This is a genomic window from Bacteroides sp. OF04-15BH, assembly GCF_003477995.1.
GTDB lineage: Bacteria > Bacteroidota > Bacteroidia > Bacteroidales > Bacteroidaceae > Paraprevotella.
In genome coordinates this window covers 49577-66760 of record NZ_QUEM01000012.1, presented here as the reverse complement: position 1 = coordinate 66760, position 17184 = coordinate 49577, and the positions used below count along the sequence as shown (strand labels likewise).

Sequence of the window (17184 nt, the reverse complement as noted above, 5' to 3'; positions counted from 1 at the left end):
CATGAGAACAAGAATAACAATGATTATCTGCCTGTGCCTGCTTTTCGCAGGCAGGGCAAGCGCACAGTGGGTCGTAAGCGATCCGGGCAATCTGGCGCAGGGTATCATCAATGCCTCCAAAAACATCATCCATACCTCCAAGACCGCCACGAACATGGTGAGCAACTTTCAGGAAACGGTGAAAATCTATCAGCAGGGCAAAAAGTATTACGATGCCCTCAAATCGGTGAACAATCTCGTCAAGGACGCCCGCAAGGTGCAGCAGACCATCCTGATGGTAGGCGACATCACCGACATTTATGTAAACAGTTTCCAAAGGATGCTCCGTGATGGAAATTTCAGACCAGAAGAGCTGTCGGCAATCGCTTTCGGTTACACGAAACTGCTGGAAGAGAGCAACGAAGTGTTGACGGAACTGAAGAATGTGGTGAACATCACCACGCTCTCCATGACCGACAAGGAGCGCATGGACGTGGTGGAACGCTGCTACTCCAAAATGAAGCGTTACCGCAACCTTGTGAGCTATTACACCAACAAGAACATCTCCGTGAGTTATCTGCGTGCGAAGAAAAAGAACGACCTCGACCGCATCATGGGGCTGTACGGGAACATGAACGAAAGATACTGGTAAGCCTATGGAGTTCGATAACCTTCATCAGATTTTACGCTCACTTTATGAGCAGATGATGCCGCTATGTGGGGACATGGCGGGTGTGGCGAAAGGCATCGCCGGGCTGGGTGCGCTGTTCTACGTCGCCTACCGGGTATGGCAGTCGCTGGCGAGAGCCGAACCGATAGACGTATTCCCGATGCTCCGCCCTTTTGCCATCGGTCTGTGCATCATGTTCTTCCCGACTGTGGTGCTGGGCACGATAAACAGCATCCTCTCACCCGTCGTACAGGGCACGGCAAAGATGCTGGAGGCGGAAACGCTGGACATGAACCGATACCGGGAGCAGAAGGACAAGCTGGAATACGAGGCGATGGTACGCAACCCCGAAACCGCCTACCTCGTGTCCAACGAGGAATTTGACAAGCAACTGGAGGAACTCGGCTGGTCGCCCTCCGACATGGTGACGATGGCGGGAATGTATATCGACCGGGGAATGTACAACATGAAGAAGAGCATCCGCGACTTCTTCCGCGAGATACTGGAACTGCTGTTCCAAGCCGCCGCCCTCGTGATAGACACCGTCCGCACCTTCTTCCTCGTGGTGCTGGCGATACTCGGTCCGATAGCCTTCGCCATATCGGTGTGGGACGGTTTCCAAAGCACGCTCACGCAGTGGATATGCCGCTACATACAGGTATATCTGTGGCTGCCGGTGTCGGACATGTTCAGCACCATACTGGCGAAGATACAGGTGCTGATGCTGCAAAGCGACATCGAGCGGATGCAGACAGACCCGAACTTCTCGCTGGATTCGAGCGACGGGGTGTACATCGTGTTCCTCTGCATCGGCATCATCGGCTACTTCACCATTCCCACCGTTGCCGGCTGGATTATCCAAGCCGGAGGCATGGGCGGTTACGGTCGCAACGTGAACCAGATGGCGGGACGTGCCGGAGGAATGGCGGGCAGTGTTGCCGGAGCTGCGACAGGCAATATGATGGGACGTGCCGGCAAATTGCTGAAATAACAATCATGTAGAATCATTGAAACAGAATTAAGAATGGAATTTAAGTCACTCAGAAACATCGAATCATCGTTCAGGCAGATACGCCTGTTCGGTATCGTCTTCCTTTCGCTGTGCGCCGTGGTGACGGTATGGAGCGTGTGGAGTTCCTACCGTTTCGCGGAGAAGCAACGGGAGAAAATCTATGTGCTGGACAACGGCAAGAGCCTGATGCTCGCCTTGTCGCAGGACTTGTCGCAGAACCGCCCGGCGGAGGCGCGGGAGCATGTGCGCCGCTTCCACGAGCTGTTCTTCACGCTGTCGCCCGAAAAGAGCGCAATTGAACACAACGTGAAACGTGCCTTGCTGCTGGCGGACAAGAGCGTGTACCACTATTATTCGGACTTCGCCGAGAAGGGGTACTACAACCGCATCATCGCCGGGAACATCAACCAAGTGCTGAAGGTGGACAGCGTGGTGTGCGACTTCAACGCCTATCCCTACCGTGCCGTGACCTACGCCACGCAGAAAATCATCCGGCAGAGCAACGTCACCGAGCGCAGCCTCGTGACCACCTGCCGCCTGCTGAACGCATCGCGGTCGGACGACAACCCCAATGGCTTCACCATCGAGGGCTTCACCATCATTGAGAACAAGGATTTACAGACAATCAAACGGTAACGGATTATGAAACGGAAAGTAAAAAGTATCAGAAAAACAATGTGGGGCGTGTACTGGAAGCTCCACGACAAACGGAAACAGCTGGTGGCAAGGCTCAAAGGGTATCTGGACGGCTTGCCGCCGGAAACACGCCGCCGCATCGTGCTGGGGATGCTCGCCGCCTTCACGGTGCTTGCCCTCTACACCTTCGGCAGAGCCATCTATGACATCGGCAGAAACGATGGCTCACGCATGGAAACGGGACACGCCGGACGGGTGGAACTGCCGACCCCGGCGGAAACAGACAATCACTTAACACCTTATTTATATGGAACAGACGAAGAATGAACCGATGAAAGAGAACAAAACCGCTCCCGACACGGGAAAGCCGAAAAAGGAGCGCGAACCGCTGACAGAGGCGCAACGGCTGAAACGGCAGAAGATGATCGTGTTGCCCGCTATGGTGCTGGTGTTCATCGGGGCGATGTGGCTGATATTCGCCCCGTCCTCCGGCAAGGAGCAACAGCCGGGAACGGACGGATACAACACCGAGATGCCCGACGCTGACAAGGCGAACAAGCAGATTATCGGCGACAAACTGAAAGCCTACGAGCATGGGGAGATGGAGGAGCGTCTGGAGAGCCGCAACCGTGCCATCGGGCAGCTGGGCGACATGTTCGACCGCGAGATAGCTGGAACGGAGGACGGGACGGACTTCGACCTCGCCAATCCGGGCGGCAAGGAGGAAAAGGCACAGCCTGCCACACCGCAGACTATCCAATCCTCCGCTGCCGCCTACCGTGACCTGAACGCCACCCTCGGCAACTTCTACGAACAGCCGAAGAACGACAATGCCGAGATGGATGAGCTGTTGGAGCGCATCGCCTCGCTGGAATCGGAACTGGAAAGCGAAAAAGGCAGGACTTCATCTATGGACGAACAGGTGGCACTTATGGAGAAGTCCTATGAGCTGGCGGCAAAGTACATGGGCGGTCAGAACGGAGGAAAGCCGGAACAGGCGGCAGAGCCTTCCACCGTGCAGAAGGGAAAGAAGAACACGGCGACACCCGTAAGGCAAGTGACCCGCCAAATCGTTTCCTCCCTTGCACAGCCCATGAGCAACGCGGAGTTTGTCGCCACCTTCTCGCAGGAACGCAACCGGGGGTTCAACACGGCTGTCGGCACTACAGAGGTATCGGACCGGAACACCATACCGGCGTGTGTGCATGGTGCGCATGGTGTGATGGACGGACAGACGGTAAGGTTGCGCCTGCTGGAGCCTATGGCGGTGGCGGGCAGGATTATCCCACGCAATGCAGTGGTGGTCGGCACGGGCAAGATACAGGGTGAGCGGCTCGACATCGAGGTCACCTCGCTGGAATACGATGGCACGATTATCCCGGTGGAGCTTGCGGTCTATGACACGGACGGACAGCCCGGTATCTTCATCCCAAACTCGATGGAGATGAACGCCGTCAGGGAGGTTGCCGCCAACATGGGCGGCTCATTGGGGAGCAGCATCAACATCTCCACCAATGCCGGGGCACAGCTCGCCTCCGATTTGGGCAAGGGGCTGATACAAGGCACGAGCCAGTACATCGCCAAGAAGATGCGCACCGTCAAGGTGCATCTGAAAGCCGGGTACAGGGTCATGCTCTATCAGGAAAAGGACTGAAAACAACAATCAATAAAAACCATTTACCACTAAAAAACCAAAAGTAATGAGAAAAGTAATCATCATGTTTGCCCTCGCTATGGGCATCGCAACTGCCAACGCGCAGGAGAATGTAACCGTTGAACAGAACAACGGAAGTAATGAACAGCCGACCTTGACGAAGGAGGTCTATCCGCAGAAGGAGGCGGACGGCGACCTGTATCACGGGCTGTCGCGCAAGCTGGCCTTCGACCGCATGATACCGCCGCACGGTCTGGAAGTGACCTACGACAAGACCGTCCACGTCATTTTTCCGGCGGAGGTGCGCTATGTCGATTTAGGCTCGCCCGACCTGATTGCCGGGAAAGCCGACGGAGCGGAGAACGTCATCCGTGTGAAGGCTACGGTACGGAATTTCCCCAACGAAACGAATATGTCCGTCATCACGGAAGACGGCAGTTTCTACACCTTCAACGTGAAGTACGCCGCCGAACCGCTGTTGCTCAACGTGGAGATGTGCGACTTCATCCATGACGGCAGCACGGTGAACCGCCCGAACAACGCGCAGGAAATCTATCTGAAAGAGCTGGGCAGCGAAAGCCCGATGCTGGTGCGCCTTATCATGAAGTCCATCCACAAGCAGAACAAGCGCGAGGTGAAGCATATCGGCTGCAAGCGTTTCGGCATCCAATACCAGTTGAAAGGCATCTACACGCACAACGGCTTGCTTTATTTCCACACGGAGATAAAGAACCAGAGCAACGTGCCTTTCGATGTGGACTACATCACATGGAAAATCGTGGACAAGAAGGTGGCGAAGCGTACCGCCGTGCAGGAGCAGATTATCCTGCCGCTCCGTGCGCAGAACTACGCCACCCTCGTGCCGGGCAAAAAGAGTGAGCGCACGGTCTTCACGATGGCGAAGTTCACCATCCCCGATGACAAGTGCCTCGTGGTGGAGCTGAACGAGAAGAACGGCGGCCGTCACCAGTCCTTCGTGATTGAGAACGAGGATTTGGTACGCGCGGGTACCATCAACGAACTTCAAGTACGCTGACTATGAGAAAGTACATCGCAATAATCATCGCGTCGCTTGCCCTTTTTACAGGGCAGGCGCACGCCCAGCGGTGTCTGCCGAAGATGCAGGGCATCGAGGTGAGGGCGGACATGGCGGACGGCTTCAATCCCGGCGGCAAGGACGGCGGGTACAGTTTCGGGGCGGCTCTCTCCACTTACACGAAGAAGGGGAACAAGTGGGTGTTCGGTGGCGAATACCTCCTGAAGAACAACCCCTACAAAGACACCAAGATACCCGTGGCGCAGTTCACGGCGGAGGGTGGCTATTACTTCAAGATACTGTCGGATGCACGAAAAATCGTGTTCGCCTATGCCGGGGCTTCGGCTCTTGCCGGATATGAATCGGTGAACTGGGGGAAGAAGGTGCTGCATGACGGTTCCACGCTGCACGACCGGGATGCCTTCATCTACGGCGGTGCGCTGACGCTCGATGTGGAGTGTTACGTGGCAGACCGTATCGCCCTGCTTGCCAATCTACGGGAGCGTTGCCTGTGGGGTGGCGACACGCGGAAGTTCCACACGCAGTTCGGGGTCGGCGTAAAGTTCATCATCAACTGACAAGGGCATGGAACGGACGGAGATAGACGCTATAAGACAGATACCGCTTGCGGATTTTCTCGCACGGTTGGGGCATGAGCCTGCCAGAAGGAGCGGTAACGAGCTGTGGTATATCGCCCCGTATAGGGGCGAGCGCACACCCTCTTTCCGTGTGAACGTGGCGAAACAGCTCTGGTATGACTTCGGCTTGGGCAAAGGCGGCGACATCTTCACGCTTGCCGGGGAGTTTCTGCAAAGCGGCGACTTTAGGACGCAGGCGAAGTTCATAGCGGAAACCGCCAATATGACGGTTGCCGAATGGGAAAAGCCCGTCTATTTCCCCAAGCCGATTGAACCCGTCTTTGAGGATGTGGAGGTCGCTCCGCTGTTTCGCTCACCGCTGACGGAGTATTTGGCGGAACGGTGCATACCTTACGCTGTCGCATCCCGCCACTGCTGCCGTCTGAACTACGGTGTGCGTGGGAAACGGTATTTTGCCGTCGGTTTCCCAAACTTGGTAGGTGGCTTTGAAATCCGGAGCCGCTATTTCAAGGGTTGCATACCTCCGAAGTCTGTATCACTGGTAAAGGCGAATGACATCCCGGCTGACGAGTACCTCGTGTTCGAGGGCTTCATGGACTTTCTCTCCGCTGTGACGCTTGGCGTAACCGGTAACGCTGACTGCCTTGTGCTGAACTCTGTCGCCAACGTGGAGAAGGCGACGGGGATGCTGGAGGGCTACGGGCGCATCGGCTGTTTCCTCGACCGTGACGAAGCCGGACGGCGAACGCTTGCCGCACTCACCAAGCGATATGGGGAGCGTGTCACCGACCGTTCCTCCCTCTATGACGGTTGCAAGGACTTGAACGAGTACCTGCAACTGACAACGAAAAAACAGAAAAACAACCATCTAAAAATCGAAAAATAATGAACATACAGAACAACAGAAACAAGAGAACAAACATCTTCAAGGCGGTGGCGTTATGCCTGATAGCCGCCGTGTCATTCACCTTCGTGTCGTGCGACGACGACATGGACATTCAACAGTCCTATCCCTTCACGGTGGAGGTCATGCCCGTGCCGAACAAGGTGACGAAGGGGCAGACGGTGGAAATCCGCTGTGAACTGAAAAAGGAGGGCGACTTCGCTAACACGCTTTACACCATCCGCTATTTCCAGTTTGAGGGGGAAGGAAAGTTGAAAATGGATAACGGCATCACCTTCCTGCCCAACGACCGCTACCTGCTGGAGAACGGGAAGTTCCGTCTGTACTATACGGCGGAGGGTGACGAGGCGCATAACTTCATCGTGGTGGTGGAGGACAACTTCGGCAACTCCTTCGAGCTGGAATTTGACTTCAACAACCGGAATGTAAAGGATGACGGCTTGACCATCGTTCCCATCAGCAACTTCAGACCCTTGTTGAAATGATGCGTGTATTCATGACAATGCTCTGTTCGCTTCTGGCGGTCTGTTCCGTGTCAGCACGGATCAGCCGCCAAGAGGGAACGGACGGGCAGATGGCAATCTACCGGCTGCCACTTTTCGAGCGGGCGGTGCGCTGCACGAAGTATTTTGAGGGCTGGCATTTGGAAAAGCACTACCCATACGTGGGTTGGGGGCACAAAATTTTGCCGGGCGAAAGGTATTCTGCACGCACCATGACGAAGCGGCAGGCGGACGTGCTTCTGCGGAAAGACTTGCGGAAGTTCTGCATGATGTTCCGGCAGTTCGGAAAGGACAGTCTTTTACTTGCCACGCTTGCCTACAATGTCGGACCATACCGGCTTTGGGGGAGCGGAAAGATACCCAAAAGCTCGCTGATCCGAAAGCTGGAGGCGGGCGACAGGAACATCTACCGGGAGTATATCGCCTTCTGCAACTACAAGGGAAAACGCCACGCCATGCTGCTCAAACGGAGAAAGGCGGAGTTTGCGCTGCTGTATGTACCATAAAAGGAAGTGTGCATAAAAAATCATCCCTGCTACGGAAATGTGGTGGGGATGATAATTTCATTATGAAGCTGTCATATATATTTCCGAATAACTATATTTTCTGAAATCTTTTTGTATGACATATGTAGGGTCTGGAATAAGCCCAACTAAATTTCTTAGTCTGCTTATTAGTTGCTAATTTTGCAATACTGTAAAAATTAGGACGTTTATAACTATATGGCAATAATTAATGATAAATTTAAGCGAGCAAGATTGGACCAAAGTCCATATCTGTTTCATTTCATAAATGGACGTGACCATTCTCCTTGTGATACGTTACAAAAGATTTTAGAGGAAAAACAATTGATTAGCGATAAGGGATATATTTGTTTTTCGGCATCTCCCATAACAGCGATTAAACGTTTCTTTGAAGTAAAAACCAAAAGCACCGGACAACCTATGTATTTACCATGGGGATTAGGATTTTCAAGAGATATATTAGTTCGTGATTTTGGGGCAAGAAATGTTATTTATACGGATGGTAATGAAGATATACCAGAACACTTAAAGTGGAGAACTGATATATTAAATGTGGACTCTTATGATTTTGAATATCTACGAGAGTGGAGAATCAAAGGAAAAACATTTAATTTTTCTAATTTTCCTCAAGGAGAGATTATTGTTATTGCTCCCGATATAAACTCGTTAAACCATTTGGTCGTAAAGTTTGATATGAAGTTTACACCGTATGTAAACTATTATACTGGCGATATTGAAGAAGATTGGAGTGAAGAATTTGTAAGGGAATGGAAAGGTATCTCGGTAGATAAATTAGGAGTTGATAATTTATTAGATGATTTTGCTGTATCAGGTGCTACTATTTCACAAGAAATAGGTGAAGATATGGTGAAAAAACTAATATCTGAAACTCCTTGGAATTTACTAACAAAAAAATAATATTATCATAGATTAAAACTTGTTTTTTTGTGAATGGCATCGCAGATTGGACAGAGGTTTCTTTGCTACTTTCTTTGTCCGCCATCATGCTCACCGAAAGAAAGTAGGGCGGCTCTCGCCGCCGCCACTCAAAAGCGTGTGTAAAGTCCCGTCACCATCGTGAACATTTCTTCCAGCATATCAAAATAGATGCCCTCGTGTACGGCAATGTCCTTTTCCTTGCACTCGAAAGTCTTTTTGCTGAATGTCCTGCGGTAGAACCGCATATTGTAGAGGTCTGCCCCCGCATCATAGATGATGTCAAGGCGGTTGGCACTTGTCTTGTTCCGTGTAAGGCTCATCCGTAAGCCGTTGCCCATGTCGATGAAATCACGGCTGCCCGTCATGGCGGTAAATCTTCTTCCGCCTATCTGCTGTAATATCGTCTTGGCTATCATATCCGTTGTTTTTAGGGTTTTAAGTGTTGGCGGTGCGGACACCGCCAACTCGTTCAAAATTCTCGCATCTCGGCAATGGGTGTCTGCCGTTGCAGCCACTCCATATTATACTCGCTCGTGATGACTGCCGTATGGCTGTCGGTGGCGGTGAAACGTGTGCTTTCGTAATCATCTATCCACCCTTTGAGGGTGTCCGTTCCCCACGCTTGGGCATCGTCAAAGATACCGTCCAATGTCGTGATAGGTTCGCTGAATTTGACTATCAGCGTTTGATAGGTCGTGTTCATCGGTTGCCCTCCTTTCCCTGCTTTGCGTTCAGCCACTTGTTCCTTGCGGTTCGGCACTCGTCCAATGTGGGTTTGACACAAGCGAACAGTTCTCCGTCCGTATGGCGGTAGTCGTACTGCACAAGTGTCCGCCTGCGTCTGCCGATACCCGATTGGAAACGCTCATATTTCTCCGTACCTGCTTCCGTACAGGTGCTTACTCCGTTGATGGTCATTCGTGTTGCCATAATGTTGCTTTTTATATGATTAAAAATGTACTGACAGAACTCTGTTCTTCATCACCATTTCGGGGTTGCTCGTGTAGCGTTGATGCAGGTAGAAATGGTGTTAGCTACATGTGAGCCGAAGCCGTAAAGGAAAAACTTGTCAAGTTCGTGCTTCTCGGCAAACTCCTTCACACTTTTTCTCAATCCCTCCTCACTCGTTGTGAGAGTGAGGAGGTTTACAAATTCAATGAACATCGTGGGGATTGCATCATCCCACACACAAATCATACTTTCAATTCTTACTTCCATATCAATGTTGTTTTAGGGTTTATGCTATGCCACTTTCATCCGCTCACGGATAAGGTTGGCGTTCTTGTTCACAATGTCTATGATACGTTCGTGGTATTCGGTGTCTTGGTTGTACTTGCCGTGGCACTGCACCACCTTGAGTGTCCGCAAATCCACCTCTACGGTTTCAATTATCTCACCGCCAATCCTTGCCGAGAGTATGAGGGTGTCGGCTTTCTTGTAGTATTCACTGCCGAACACGCAGATGTTCTGTGCCTTGCCCTCGCTGTAATACTCGTCTATGCTTTCAAGCACCTTGATGATTATTTCCTCGTCCGTGATTACCAATCCGAAGAATTTGGATTTGTTGGCGATGAAATCTTCCGCATCTTTTTCCCTTTGCAGTTGCCGCTGTTGCTCACGCTCACGCCTTTCAATCTCCCAGCGGCGGCGTTGCTCGGCTCGTTCCTTCTCGTGTATGGTTTCAATCTTTCGGGTTGCGTTGTCGTGTGCCGCCATGAAATCTTCGGGGCAGATGTTCTTCGGGTTGCGGAGGTCTTGACCGAGTTTGTTGAGCATACGCAGATAGTCGCACCACATGGAGAAGTTGTCTATCCGATACTTGTGACGCTTGGCAATCAGATATGATGTCCAGCATTCATCGGCAGTACGGGCATTGAAAAGAAAGTGTTTCATAACCTCAATCTCACCGCCTTTCATAAGGGTTTCAATTCTTGGGTCTGAAAGCAAGGCTTTGAAAAGACGCACGGGGGAAATGCCGTGGAAATCGCCCTTGAAGCCATTGCGTCTGAGTTGGGGTAATACCCTCATCTTGGGATATGCACAGCTTCTTGCCACAACATCATCGTATAGGCTGTTGTGCGGTCTTATCTCCATCGCGCTGCACAATGCCCATACATCGCAGTAATAGAATGTGAAGCCACGGAGCAACGCCATGTCTGTAACCTTACCGTCGGGTGAAATCCAACGCTGCACAACCTCGTGGCAGTAGAAGTGCATCGGCTCGCCTTTCCTGCTCTCGCATCTGACCTGCATCACACGGATTACCTGATAGCCTTTGCAGGTGGTTATCACGCTGAAATACTGCGTTTCCTTGTAGATACGTTTGCGTGTGTCCTGCACTTTGAGTTTGGCATGGCATTGGGGGCAGGTGCAGCCTTCAAGGGTGTCGCACAGTGCGCTGTCGCTGTGCCACTCGTGACCGCAGTCGGAGCAGGTAATGTTCCCTTTCTTGGTGCGGTAGCCGATATGTTCAACGCAGTGGCGGTATGCCCATTCAATTTGTGTCGTTGATATGGGGCGGAGGTTGGCTGAAAGTCTTGCCACCTCTTTCTGTATCTTGGTCTTCGGTTTCATAAGCCTAAATCAAATAATGAGGGTTGGGGGTGGTTTTCTTTTCTCGCTGACGGTCTGTTGCGGTTCTGCAACTTGCGGAGTTCCTCCTCTTGGTATCTGCGGACTGCATTCTGACGTGCCTCCGCCTTTTCCTCTTCTGTGAGTTCCACAACATGGTTCACCACCACTTGGCACGCCATAGGTTTGCCCACCTCTATCTCGTTTTCCTCATAGTAGTGGATGGCTTGCCCAAATATCTCTCCGTCCGTGAAGCCGCTGCAACCGCTTTTCTGCACATAGTTCAGAATGTGGGTCACGCACTCGTCTATGTTTTTGGCAGGGTTGCGGTACTTCTTCGCAAAGAGCGTATCTTCCTCAGCCCGCTGTTCCAGATACATTTGTATCGTTCTTTTGAAATGGTCTGTTCCTTTCATATCGCTGTCGTTTTTAGATTGTCTGTTTAAGTATCTCTCTCCAATAGGTCGGCTCTACCTCGCTAAGAAGGAAGTCCATGAAGTCCCTCCGTGCGTCCTTGTTCAGTTCGTGGTACAATCTTCGGAAAGTGCTAAAATTGCCGTTGATGTACGTTTCCACCATATACACGAAGATGTTGTCCACCTCGTAATATCTGCACTGCTGCGCTACCGTCTTGCTGTTTCTCTTTGCCATGTCGGTAAGGGTTAAAGGGTTAATAACCAAAGGATGAAGCCGAAGTAGGCAATGGTGGAAAGGATAGCCACGATTACACCTATCGCCACTCGGAACACTCCGTTTACAATCTCTCTGATGATGCCCCAAAGGATGCCGAACACCCCGAAGGCGGTGCGCATCATCAAGCCGCATATCGCCAACCCGATGTATTGCGCCACTTGTCTGAAATTTGCCGTTGCTGTCATATCTTCGCTGTTTTTGATTTTTTTGTTTTTTATGCGGATTCAAGAGCTGAGGGAGTTGAGTTTCAAACTATCTTATCTGCTTCTCGTTTATCCGACATTTTTTTTAATGCGTCTTTCTGTCGCATCGGTCGTTTTCGTTTCGGGTGCTTGAAAAGGTAGGGATTAGGGAATACAAGGTTTTCCGGTCAAAATACTACCCGCAGGGCTGGAGATTTTTACCGAAAACAGGAGGCTTGACCTTGCTTTCCCGTCCTATCCCGGAATTACCTTTGCGCCCAGAACGAAAATGACTGACTGATGCGGCTCACTGAAAGGCGCAAAATGGAGGTAAACGAAAACAGAGGCAGATTGGGTAGAAAAAACTTCAGGGGAAAATCCGTAAAAAGAGGAAACCGTCTGAAACCCCGTAAAAGCACCTCTTGGCATAGGCGCAAAAAGAAAGAGGCACAGCATCATCAGTCTAAACATCGTTTAGGCGTGAGGCTGTGCCTTTTTCTCCGGCTATGCGGTAGTCGGCACACGTTTGCTCAAACCCGTTTTGGGCAATGGTGTTCCGACGGACAAAACCGCTTTTACGGAAAAATCTTATGAATGAGGGGATAAAAAAATCCGGGAGTTTATATCAAAATCTCGGATTAAATAGCTACTTTTGCATACGAAGAGTTCTTTGAAGGTTACGCAACGCGCAGAAGGATAATGCAGTAGATAACTAACTAAATCGTAACCTATTACTATCAAGAGTAATTAGCCTACGCTCATTTCCAATAAATTACACTCTTTTCGTAACTTCTTTCTGCAAAGATACCCCTTTTCCACTTATTTCAGACATTCAAATCCTTTCTTTTTATAAAAAAACGGGAGTTGGGCGATATTTTTTCGGCAATGCTCTTTCTTAATAAATATATTTGCTTAACTTTGCTCGGATTTTTTGAAATTTCGAAAAAACATATTTTATATATCTAGATGAACGTAATTAAGAAGACCGTCGAGTTGCCTGATGGAAGAACCATCAGCATCGAAACCGGGAAATTGGCGAAACAAGCCGATGGAGCTGTGATGCTCACTATGGGTAATACTATGCTCTTGGCCACTGTTTGCGCCGCAAAAGATGCCGTTCCCGGAACAGATTTTATGCCTTTACAGGTAGAGTACAGAGAGAAGTTTTCAGCAGCCGGACGCTTTCCGGGAGGTTTTACCAAGAGAGAGGGTAAAGCTTCGGATTATGAAATCCTGACTTGTCGTTTGGTGGACCGCGCCCTGCGTCCTTTGTTCCCAAGCGATTTCCACGCTGAAGTTTATGTTAATGTGATCCTTTACTCTGCTGACGGAGTAGACATGCCGGACGCTTTGGCCGGTTTTGCCGCTTCTTCAGCTTTGGCGGTATCTGACATTCCTTTTGACGGCCCGATTTCTGAAGTTCGTGTGGCTCGTATCAACGGTGAGTATGTAGTGAACCCTACCTTCGAGCAGTTGGAAAGCGCCGATATGGATATCATGGTTGGAGCCACAGAAGAGAATATCATGATGGTTGAGGGTGAAATGAAGGAAGTATCCGAGCAGGATCTGCTTCAGGCCCTGAAGGTGGCTCACGAGGCCATCAAGCCAATGTGTCAGTTGCAGAAGGAATTGGCCAAGGAATTGGGCAAGGATGTGAAGCGCGAATACTGTCACGAGGTGAACGACGACGAGTTGCGTGCCGAGTGTGTTAAGGCTTGCTACGACAAGGCTTATGCCATCGCTCAGGAAGGTAACCGCGACAAGCACGCCCGCGAGGACGCTTTCATGCAGATCCGCGAGGACTTCAAGCTGGCTTATACCGAGGCACATCCTGAACTGACCGAGGATGAACTGGCAGAGAAGAGTGCCTTGATTGACAGATACTATCACGATGTGGAGCGCGATGCCATGCGTCGTTGCGTGCTCGATGAGGGCAAGCGTCTGGACGGCCGTGCCACCACAGATATCCGTCCGATCTGGTGCGAGGTGAGTCCGCTGCCTGGACCTCACGGATCATCAATCTTTACCCGTGGTGAAACTCAGTCATTGTCTACCTGTACTCTGGGTACCAAGCTCGATGAGAAGATTGTAGACGACGTGCTGGATCAGAGCAAGATGCGCTTCCTGCTGCACTACAACTTCCCGCCGTTCTCAACAGGCGAGGCTAAGGCACAGCGTGGCGTTGGCCGTCGTGAAATCGGTCACGGTCACTTGGCATGGAGAGGTCTGAAGGGACAGATCCCGGCCGACTATCCTTATACTATCCGTGTAGTTTCAGATATTCTGGAGTCTAACGGTTCTTCTTCTATGGCTACTGTATGTGCCGGTACTCTGGCTCTGATGGATGCCGGTGTACCTATCAAGAATCCGGTGAGCGGTATTGCGATGGGTCTGATCAAGAATCCGGGCGAAGACAAGTATGCTGTGTTGTCTGATATCTTGGGCGACGAGGATCACCTGGGTGATATGGACTTCAAGACTACCGGTACTGTAAACGGTTTGACTGCCACTCAGATGGATATCAAGTGCGACGGTTTGAGCTATGAGATTCTGGAGAAGGCTTTGATGCAGGCTAAGGCCGGACGCGAGCATATTCTGGGCAAGATGATGGAGTGCATGTCTGAGCCTCGTGCAGAGTTGAAGCCACACGTACCACGTATCGAGCAGATCACGATACCTAAGGAATTTATCGGTGCTGTGATCGGTCCTGGCGGTAAGATTATCCAGGGCATGCAGGAAGAAACCGGAGCTACCATCACTATCGAAGAAGTTGACGGTGTAGGTAAGGTTCAGGTGAGCGGTGCCAACAAGGATGTGATCGACGCTGCTATGGCTAAGATCAAGGCTATTGTTGCTATTCCGGAAGTTGGTGAGGTGTACGAAGGAACTGTACGCAGCGTCATGCCTTACGGTGCTTTCGTGGAGTTCATGCCGGGTAAGGATGGACTGTTGCACATCTCAGAAATCGACTGGAAGCGTCTGGAAACCGTTGAGGAGTCTGGATTGAGAGAAGGCGACAAGGTGAAGGTGAAGTTGATGGAAATCGATCCTAAGACCGGTAAGTTCAAGCTTTCTCGCCGCGTATTGATGGAGAAGCCTGCTGACTTTGTAGAGCGTCCAATCCGTCGTGAGCGTCCGGAGCGCAAGCGTCGTCCGGAAGGCGGTGCCAAGGGAGAATAATTTATTCTGACCATATAAAATGAAAGAGATTCGGAAAATTGCTTCCGAATCTCTTTTTTTTATGCCCGTATGGCTTTTGACATTTTGACAAATTGTATTTTCTGTTTGTTGAGAAGGCTTGCTTTTCAGGGTAAAGAGTGAAGTGTGCTGCAAAAAACGATTCTCAAGCGGCATTTTTAGGTGTAAGGTGCTTTTTGTCAGTTTATTGTCTGTCTTTTCTTCTTCTCTTTCGGAGTTTATTCTGTGTTTTTTCAGCTTAAAAAATACGGTTAGGGGCACTTCCTTTTCGGTTACTGTGGCAGTTTGGGGGAGTTGCCGTGTTGTTTTTCGGGATTTTCCATGATGTTTTTAATAAGTTACTAGGGTGACTTTAAAAGGTGATGCTGATGTTTTTCTGCATAAATGCTGTATATATGCCGTATAAAGGCCGTTTGTGCCGGTATAAATATACACCTTTTTCTCCCGATGAAAGAAATTGTGGCTTGATTCAGTTATTATAAGATGCGTTTGGGAGTGCAGAAAGAAAGGAAAGATATTTGTAGCCCGACATTTTGTATGGGGCGGACACTTGTTTTTTATGGAAAACAAAAAAGCCTCCCGAAAAATCGGAAGGCTTTTGCGCTTCAGGATGGGCTTGAACCAACGACCCCCTGATTAACAGTCAGGTGCTCTAACCAACTGAGCTACTGAAGCAGATTTGCTATTGTTTTTCTCAATTGCGATGCAAAGATAGACATTATTCCGGTATCCTCCAAATAAAATCCCACTTTTTTTATTTCTTCATCAAAAAAAACTTGCTTTTTCCGGTTTTTCGGGGCAAGAAGATGCATTTCTGATAAGGATTTTCGGGGTGATGCACCGGAATGCAGGGTGCTTTCAGATGCCCTGGGAGAGAGGAAACAAAAAAGCCTCCCGAAAAATCGGAAGGCTATGCGCTTCAGGATGGGCTTGAACCAACGACCCCCTGATTAACAGTCAGGTGCTCTAACCAACTGAGCTACTGAAGCAGTTTTTGCTATTGTTTTTCTCAATTGCGATGCAAAAGTAGTAGTTTATTTTGAAATATGCAATATCTTTGCAGAAAAATTTCAGGAAAATGACAAAAATAATAGGAATAGGTAATGCTTTGCTAGATATTATTGTGCCGATCGGTTCCGATGAGGTGCTTCGCCGGGCCGGTTTGCCCAAGGGGAGTATGCAGCTGATTGACAATGAAACGCGCTTGCGTCTGCAAGAGATGCTTTCGGGTTTTTCATCTGCTGAGGCTGCCGGCGGGTCGGCTTCGAACGCCATGCAGGCTCTGGCTCATTTGGGCGGACAGGCCGGTTTTGTGGGAGCCGTAGGTCCGGATCGTTATGGAGAAATCTTCCGCAAATGCTGCGGAGAAGCCGGACTGGAGGTGCGGCTCATGCAGATGGATGAGGCTACCGGTATCGCCACAACATTGGTGTCGGCCGACGGAGAGCGCACGTTCGGTACTTATTTGGGGGCTGCCTCTCTGATGGCTCCCGAGTATATCACGGAGCGTACGTTTGCCGGTTACGACTATCTGTTTGTCGAAGGTTATCTGGTGCAGGAATACGATCTGATGGAGGCGGTGATGCAGCAGGCCCGTCAGGCCGGACTGAAAATCATTCTCGACCTGGCCAGCTATAATGTGGTGTGCGATCATTATGACTTTTTCCGCCATCTGGTGAGCGATTATGTGGATATTGTCTTTGCCAACGAAGAGGAGTGCGCTGCCTTTACGCTCGTGTCCGACCCGTATGAAGGGCTGGATGCCCTGTCGGAGCATTGCGCGCTGGCCATTGTGAAGCTCGGTTCGCGCGGAGCCATAGCGCGCTATCACGGCGGCGATGTGTTCTTTGCCGATGCGCTGCCCGGCTGTACGGTGACCGACACCACCGGAGCCGGTGACTATTTTGCCGGAGGATTTCTGTATGCCATGAGCCGTGGAGCGGATCTGACCAAGTGTCTGCAGGCCGGTTCCTTGCTGGGCGGCACGGTAATCGGTCATCTGGGGGCTTCGCTGCCGGAGGAGAAATGGCATGAAATTAGGTTAAAAATGAAAGATATATTAAACGGGCGATTTTGAATTGCTT

The 17184-nt window shown here is 50.6% G+C and carries 20 protein-coding genes, 2 tRNA genes and 2 pseudogenes; 13 read left to right on the top strand and 11 right to left on the bottom strand.

Annotation, left to right across the window (positions count from 1 at the left end; translation table 11 throughout):
- Position 1: 1 nt before the first annotated feature.
- The 11 genes from DXA74_RS07265 to DXA74_RS07215 all read left to right on the top strand — a co-directional run bounded on the left by DXA74_RS07265 (position 2) and on the right by DXA74_RS07215 (position 8435).
- Positions 2 to 631 carry a DUF4141 domain-containing protein gene (locus tag DXA74_RS07265; protein WP_002560978.1) on the top strand — a complete coding sequence of 210 codons (630 nt, stop codon included), beginning with the start codon at positions 2 to 4 and terminating at the stop codon, positions 629 to 631.
- Between the two features lie 4 nt (positions 632 to 635).
- Positions 636 to 1640: a conjugative transposon protein TraJ gene (traJ, locus tag DXA74_RS07260; protein WP_005861668.1), complete on the top strand. Its 1005-nt coding sequence runs from the start codon at positions 636 to 638 to the stop codon at positions 1638 to 1640.
- A 33-nt stretch (positions 1641 to 1673) separates the two neighbouring features.
- Positions 1674 to 2297 carry a conjugative transposon protein TraK gene (traK, locus tag DXA74_RS07255; protein ID WP_005861666.1) on the top strand — a complete coding sequence of 208 codons (624 nt, stop codon included), beginning with the start codon at positions 1674 to 1676 and terminating at the stop codon, positions 2295 to 2297.
- 39 nt (positions 2298 to 2336) lie between these two features.
- Positions 2337 to 2624: a TraL conjugative transposon family protein gene (locus tag DXA74_RS07250; protein ID WP_009292471.1), complete on the top strand. Its 288-nt coding sequence runs from the start codon at positions 2337 to 2339 to the stop codon at positions 2622 to 2624.
- The gene (gene traM / locus DXA74_RS07245) at positions 2605 to 3951 is read left to right on the top strand and encodes a conjugative transposon protein TraM (RefSeq protein ID WP_008674619.1); all 1347 of its coding nucleotides are present in this window, start codon (positions 2605 to 2607) and stop codon (positions 3949 to 3951) included. Before DXA74_RS07250 ends, traM begins: the two co-directional genes overlap by 20 nt.
- A 46-nt stretch (positions 3952 to 3997) precedes the next feature.
- Positions 3998 to 4987, top strand: a complete 990-nt coding sequence (gene traN, locus DXA74_RS07240; protein ID WP_118526178.1) for a conjugative transposon protein TraN — start codon at positions 3998 to 4000, stop codon at positions 4985 to 4987.
- Positions 4988 to 4989: 2 nt separating this feature from the next.
- Complete coding sequence (locus DXA74_RS07235) at positions 4990 to 5565, top strand: conjugal transfer protein TraO (protein ID WP_006255836.1); 576 nt, start codon at positions 4990 to 4992, stop codon at positions 5563 to 5565.
- Between the two features lie 7 nt (positions 5566 to 5572).
- A complete protein-coding gene (locus DXA74_RS07230) occupies positions 5573 to 6472 on the top strand; it encodes a toprim domain-containing protein (protein ID WP_118526176.1) in 900 nt (299 codons plus the stop codon).
- Positions 6472 to 6975, top strand: a complete 504-nt coding sequence (locus tag DXA74_RS07225; protein ID WP_118526174.1) for a DUF3872 domain-containing protein — start codon at positions 6472 to 6474, stop codon at positions 6973 to 6975. Before DXA74_RS07230 ends, DXA74_RS07225 begins: the two co-directional genes overlap by 1 nt.
- The gene (locus DXA74_RS07220) at positions 6972 to 7499 is read left to right on the top strand and encodes a lysozyme (RefSeq protein ID WP_118526172.1); all 528 of its coding nucleotides are present in this window, start codon (positions 6972 to 6974) and stop codon (positions 7497 to 7499) included. Before DXA74_RS07225 ends, DXA74_RS07220 begins: the two co-directional genes overlap by 4 nt.
- Positions 7500 to 7715: 216 nt before the next feature.
- Positions 7716 to 8435: a hypothetical protein gene (locus DXA74_RS07215; RefSeq protein WP_008674611.1), complete on the top strand. Its 720-nt coding sequence runs from the start codon at positions 7716 to 7718 to the stop codon at positions 8433 to 8435.
- Between the two features lie 128 nt (positions 8436 to 8563).
- Here DXA74_RS07215 and DXA74_RS07210 read toward each other — a convergent pair whose 3' ends face one another.
- The 9 genes and pseudogenes from DXA74_RS07210 to DXA74_RS16565 form a co-directional block, all read right to left on the bottom strand.
- Positions 8564 to 8872 (bottom strand): hypothetical protein, encoded by a 309-nt coding sequence (locus DXA74_RS07210; RefSeq protein WP_005796903.1) that lies wholly within the window; start codon positions 8870 to 8872, stop codon positions 8564 to 8566.
- 53 nt (positions 8873 to 8925) lie between these two features.
- Positions 8926 to 9216, bottom strand: a complete 291-nt coding sequence (locus DXA74_RS07205) for a hypothetical protein (protein ID WP_008674608.1) — start codon at positions 9214 to 9216, stop codon at positions 8926 to 8928.
- Positions 9156 to 9386 (bottom strand): DUF3873 domain-containing protein, encoded by a 231-nt coding sequence (locus DXA74_RS07200; RefSeq protein ID WP_005861651.1) that lies wholly within the window; start codon positions 9384 to 9386, stop codon positions 9156 to 9158. The genes DXA74_RS07205 and DXA74_RS07200 overlap by 61 nt, the downstream gene beginning before the upstream one ends.
- A 19-nt stretch (positions 9387 to 9405) precedes the next feature.
- Positions 9406 to 9674, bottom strand: a pseudogene (locus DXA74_RS07195) (hypothetical protein).
- Positions 9675 to 9698: 24 nt separating this feature from the next.
- Entirely contained in the window at positions 9699 to 11030 is a 1332-nt protein-coding gene (locus DXA74_RS07190; protein WP_005861643.1) for a PcfJ domain-containing protein, read from the bottom strand.
- Positions 11027 to 11443, bottom strand: a complete 417-nt coding sequence (locus DXA74_RS07185) for a PcfK-like family protein (RefSeq protein ID WP_005861640.1) — start codon at positions 11441 to 11443, stop codon at positions 11027 to 11029. Before DXA74_RS07185 ends, DXA74_RS07190 begins: the two co-directional genes overlap by 4 nt.
- Before the next feature lie 13 nt (positions 11444 to 11456).
- On the bottom strand, positions 11457 to 11678 hold the full coding sequence (locus DXA74_RS07180) for a hypothetical protein (protein WP_005796897.1): 222 nt from the start codon (positions 11676 to 11678) through the stop codon (positions 11457 to 11459).
- Between the two features lie 11 nt (positions 11679 to 11689).
- Positions 11690 to 11905 (bottom strand): hypothetical protein, encoded by a 216-nt coding sequence (locus DXA74_RS07175; RefSeq protein WP_005861638.1) that lies wholly within the window; start codon positions 11903 to 11905, stop codon positions 11690 to 11692.
- A gap of 162 nt (positions 11906 to 12067) precedes the next feature.
- Positions 12068 to 12288, bottom strand: a pseudogene (locus DXA74_RS16565) (hypothetical protein); the annotation flags it as partial.
- A gap of 580 nt (positions 12289 to 12868) precedes the next feature.
- On the opposite strand from DXA74_RS16565, the gene pnp reads away from it, so the two are divergent.
- On the top strand, positions 12869 to 15082 hold the full coding sequence (pnp, locus tag DXA74_RS07155) for a polyribonucleotide nucleotidyltransferase (protein ID WP_118526170.1): 2214 nt from the start codon (positions 12869 to 12871) through the stop codon (positions 15080 to 15082).
- A gap of 619 nt (positions 15083 to 15701) precedes the next feature.
- Here the strand turns inward: pnp and DXA74_RS07150 are convergent.
- Together DXA74_RS07150 and DXA74_RS07145 are read right to left on the bottom strand one after the other, a co-directional pair.
- A tRNA-Asn gene (locus tag DXA74_RS07150) sits at positions 15702 to 15775 on the bottom strand.
- Between the two features lie 240 nt (positions 15776 to 16015).
- Positions 16016 to 16089 (bottom strand) — tRNA-Asn (locus DXA74_RS07145).
- 89 nt (positions 16090 to 16178) lie between these two features.
- Here DXA74_RS07145 and DXA74_RS07140 point away from each other — a divergent pair.
- Complete coding sequence (locus tag DXA74_RS07140) at positions 16179 to 17177, top strand: adenosine kinase (protein ID WP_118526168.1); 999 nt, start codon at positions 16179 to 16181, stop codon at positions 17175 to 17177.
- Positions 17178 to 17184 lie beyond the last annotated feature (7 nt).

What these genes read in the sequence shown, in the direction of transcription:
- DXA74_RS07190 (WP_005861643.1), bottom strand. Translation starts at nt 11,030, where the DNA reads ATGAAACCGAAGACCAAGATACAGAAAGAGGTGGCAAGACTTTCAGCC.
- traK (WP_005861666.1), top strand. Translation starts at nt 1,674, where the DNA reads ATGGAATTTAAGTCACTCAGAAACATCGAATCATCGTTCAGGCAGATA.
- DXA74_RS07225 (WP_118526174.1), top strand. Translation starts at nt 6,472, where the DNA reads ATGAACATACAGAACAACAGAAACAAGAGAACAAACATCTTCAAGGCG.
- traN (WP_118526178.1), top strand. Translation starts at nt 3,998, where the DNA reads ATGAGAAAAGTAATCATCATGTTTGCCCTCGCTATGGGCATCGCAACT.
- DXA74_RS07235 (WP_006255836.1), top strand. Translation starts at nt 4,990, where the DNA reads ATGAGAAAGTACATCGCAATAATCATCGCGTCGCTTGCCCTTTTTACA.
- DXA74_RS07185 (WP_005861640.1), bottom strand. Translation starts at nt 11,443, where the DNA reads ATGAAAGGAACAGACCATTTCAAAAGAACGATACAAATGTATCTGGAA.
- DXA74_RS07265 (WP_002560978.1), top strand. Translation starts at nt 2, where the DNA reads ATGAGAACAAGAATAACAATGATTATCTGCCTGTGCCTGCTTTTCGCA.
- pnp (WP_118526170.1), top strand. Translation starts at nt 12,869, where the DNA reads ATGAACGTAATTAAGAAGACCGTCGAGTTGCCTGATGGAAGAACCATC.
- traJ (WP_005861668.1), top strand. Translation starts at nt 636, where the DNA reads ATGGAGTTCGATAACCTTCATCAGATTTTACGCTCACTTTATGAGCAG.
- DXA74_RS07250 (WP_009292471.1), top strand. Translation starts at nt 2,337, where the DNA reads ATGTGGGGCGTGTACTGGAAGCTCCACGACAAACGGAAACAGCTGGTG.
- DXA74_RS07200 (WP_005861651.1), bottom strand. Translation starts at nt 9,386, where the DNA reads ATGGCAACACGAATGACCATCAACGGAGTAAGCACCTGTACGGAAGCA.
- DXA74_RS07175 (WP_005861638.1), bottom strand. Translation starts at nt 11,905, where the DNA reads ATGACAGCAACGGCAAATTTCAGACAAGTGGCGCAATACATCGGGTTG.
- DXA74_RS07180 (WP_005796897.1), bottom strand. Translation starts at nt 11,678, where the DNA reads ATGGCAAAGAGAAACAGCAAGACGGTAGCGCAGCAGTGCAGATATTAC.
- DXA74_RS07210 (WP_005796903.1), bottom strand. Translation starts at nt 8,872, where the DNA reads ATGATAGCCAAGACGATATTACAGCAGATAGGCGGAAGAAGATTTACC.
- DXA74_RS07220 (WP_118526172.1), top strand. Translation starts at nt 6,972, where the DNA reads ATGATGCGTGTATTCATGACAATGCTCTGTTCGCTTCTGGCGGTCTGT.
- DXA74_RS07215 (WP_008674611.1), top strand. Translation starts at nt 7,716, where the DNA reads ATGGCAATAATTAATGATAAATTTAAGCGAGCAAGATTGGACCAAAGT.
- traM (WP_008674619.1), top strand. Translation starts at nt 2,605, where the DNA reads ATGGAACAGACGAAGAATGAACCGATGAAAGAGAACAAAACCGCTCCC.
- DXA74_RS07140 (WP_118526168.1), top strand. Translation starts at nt 16,179, where the DNA reads ATGACAAAAATAATAGGAATAGGTAATGCTTTGCTAGATATTATTGTG.
- DXA74_RS07230 (WP_118526176.1), top strand. Translation starts at nt 5,573, where the DNA reads ATGGAACGGACGGAGATAGACGCTATAAGACAGATACCGCTTGCGGAT.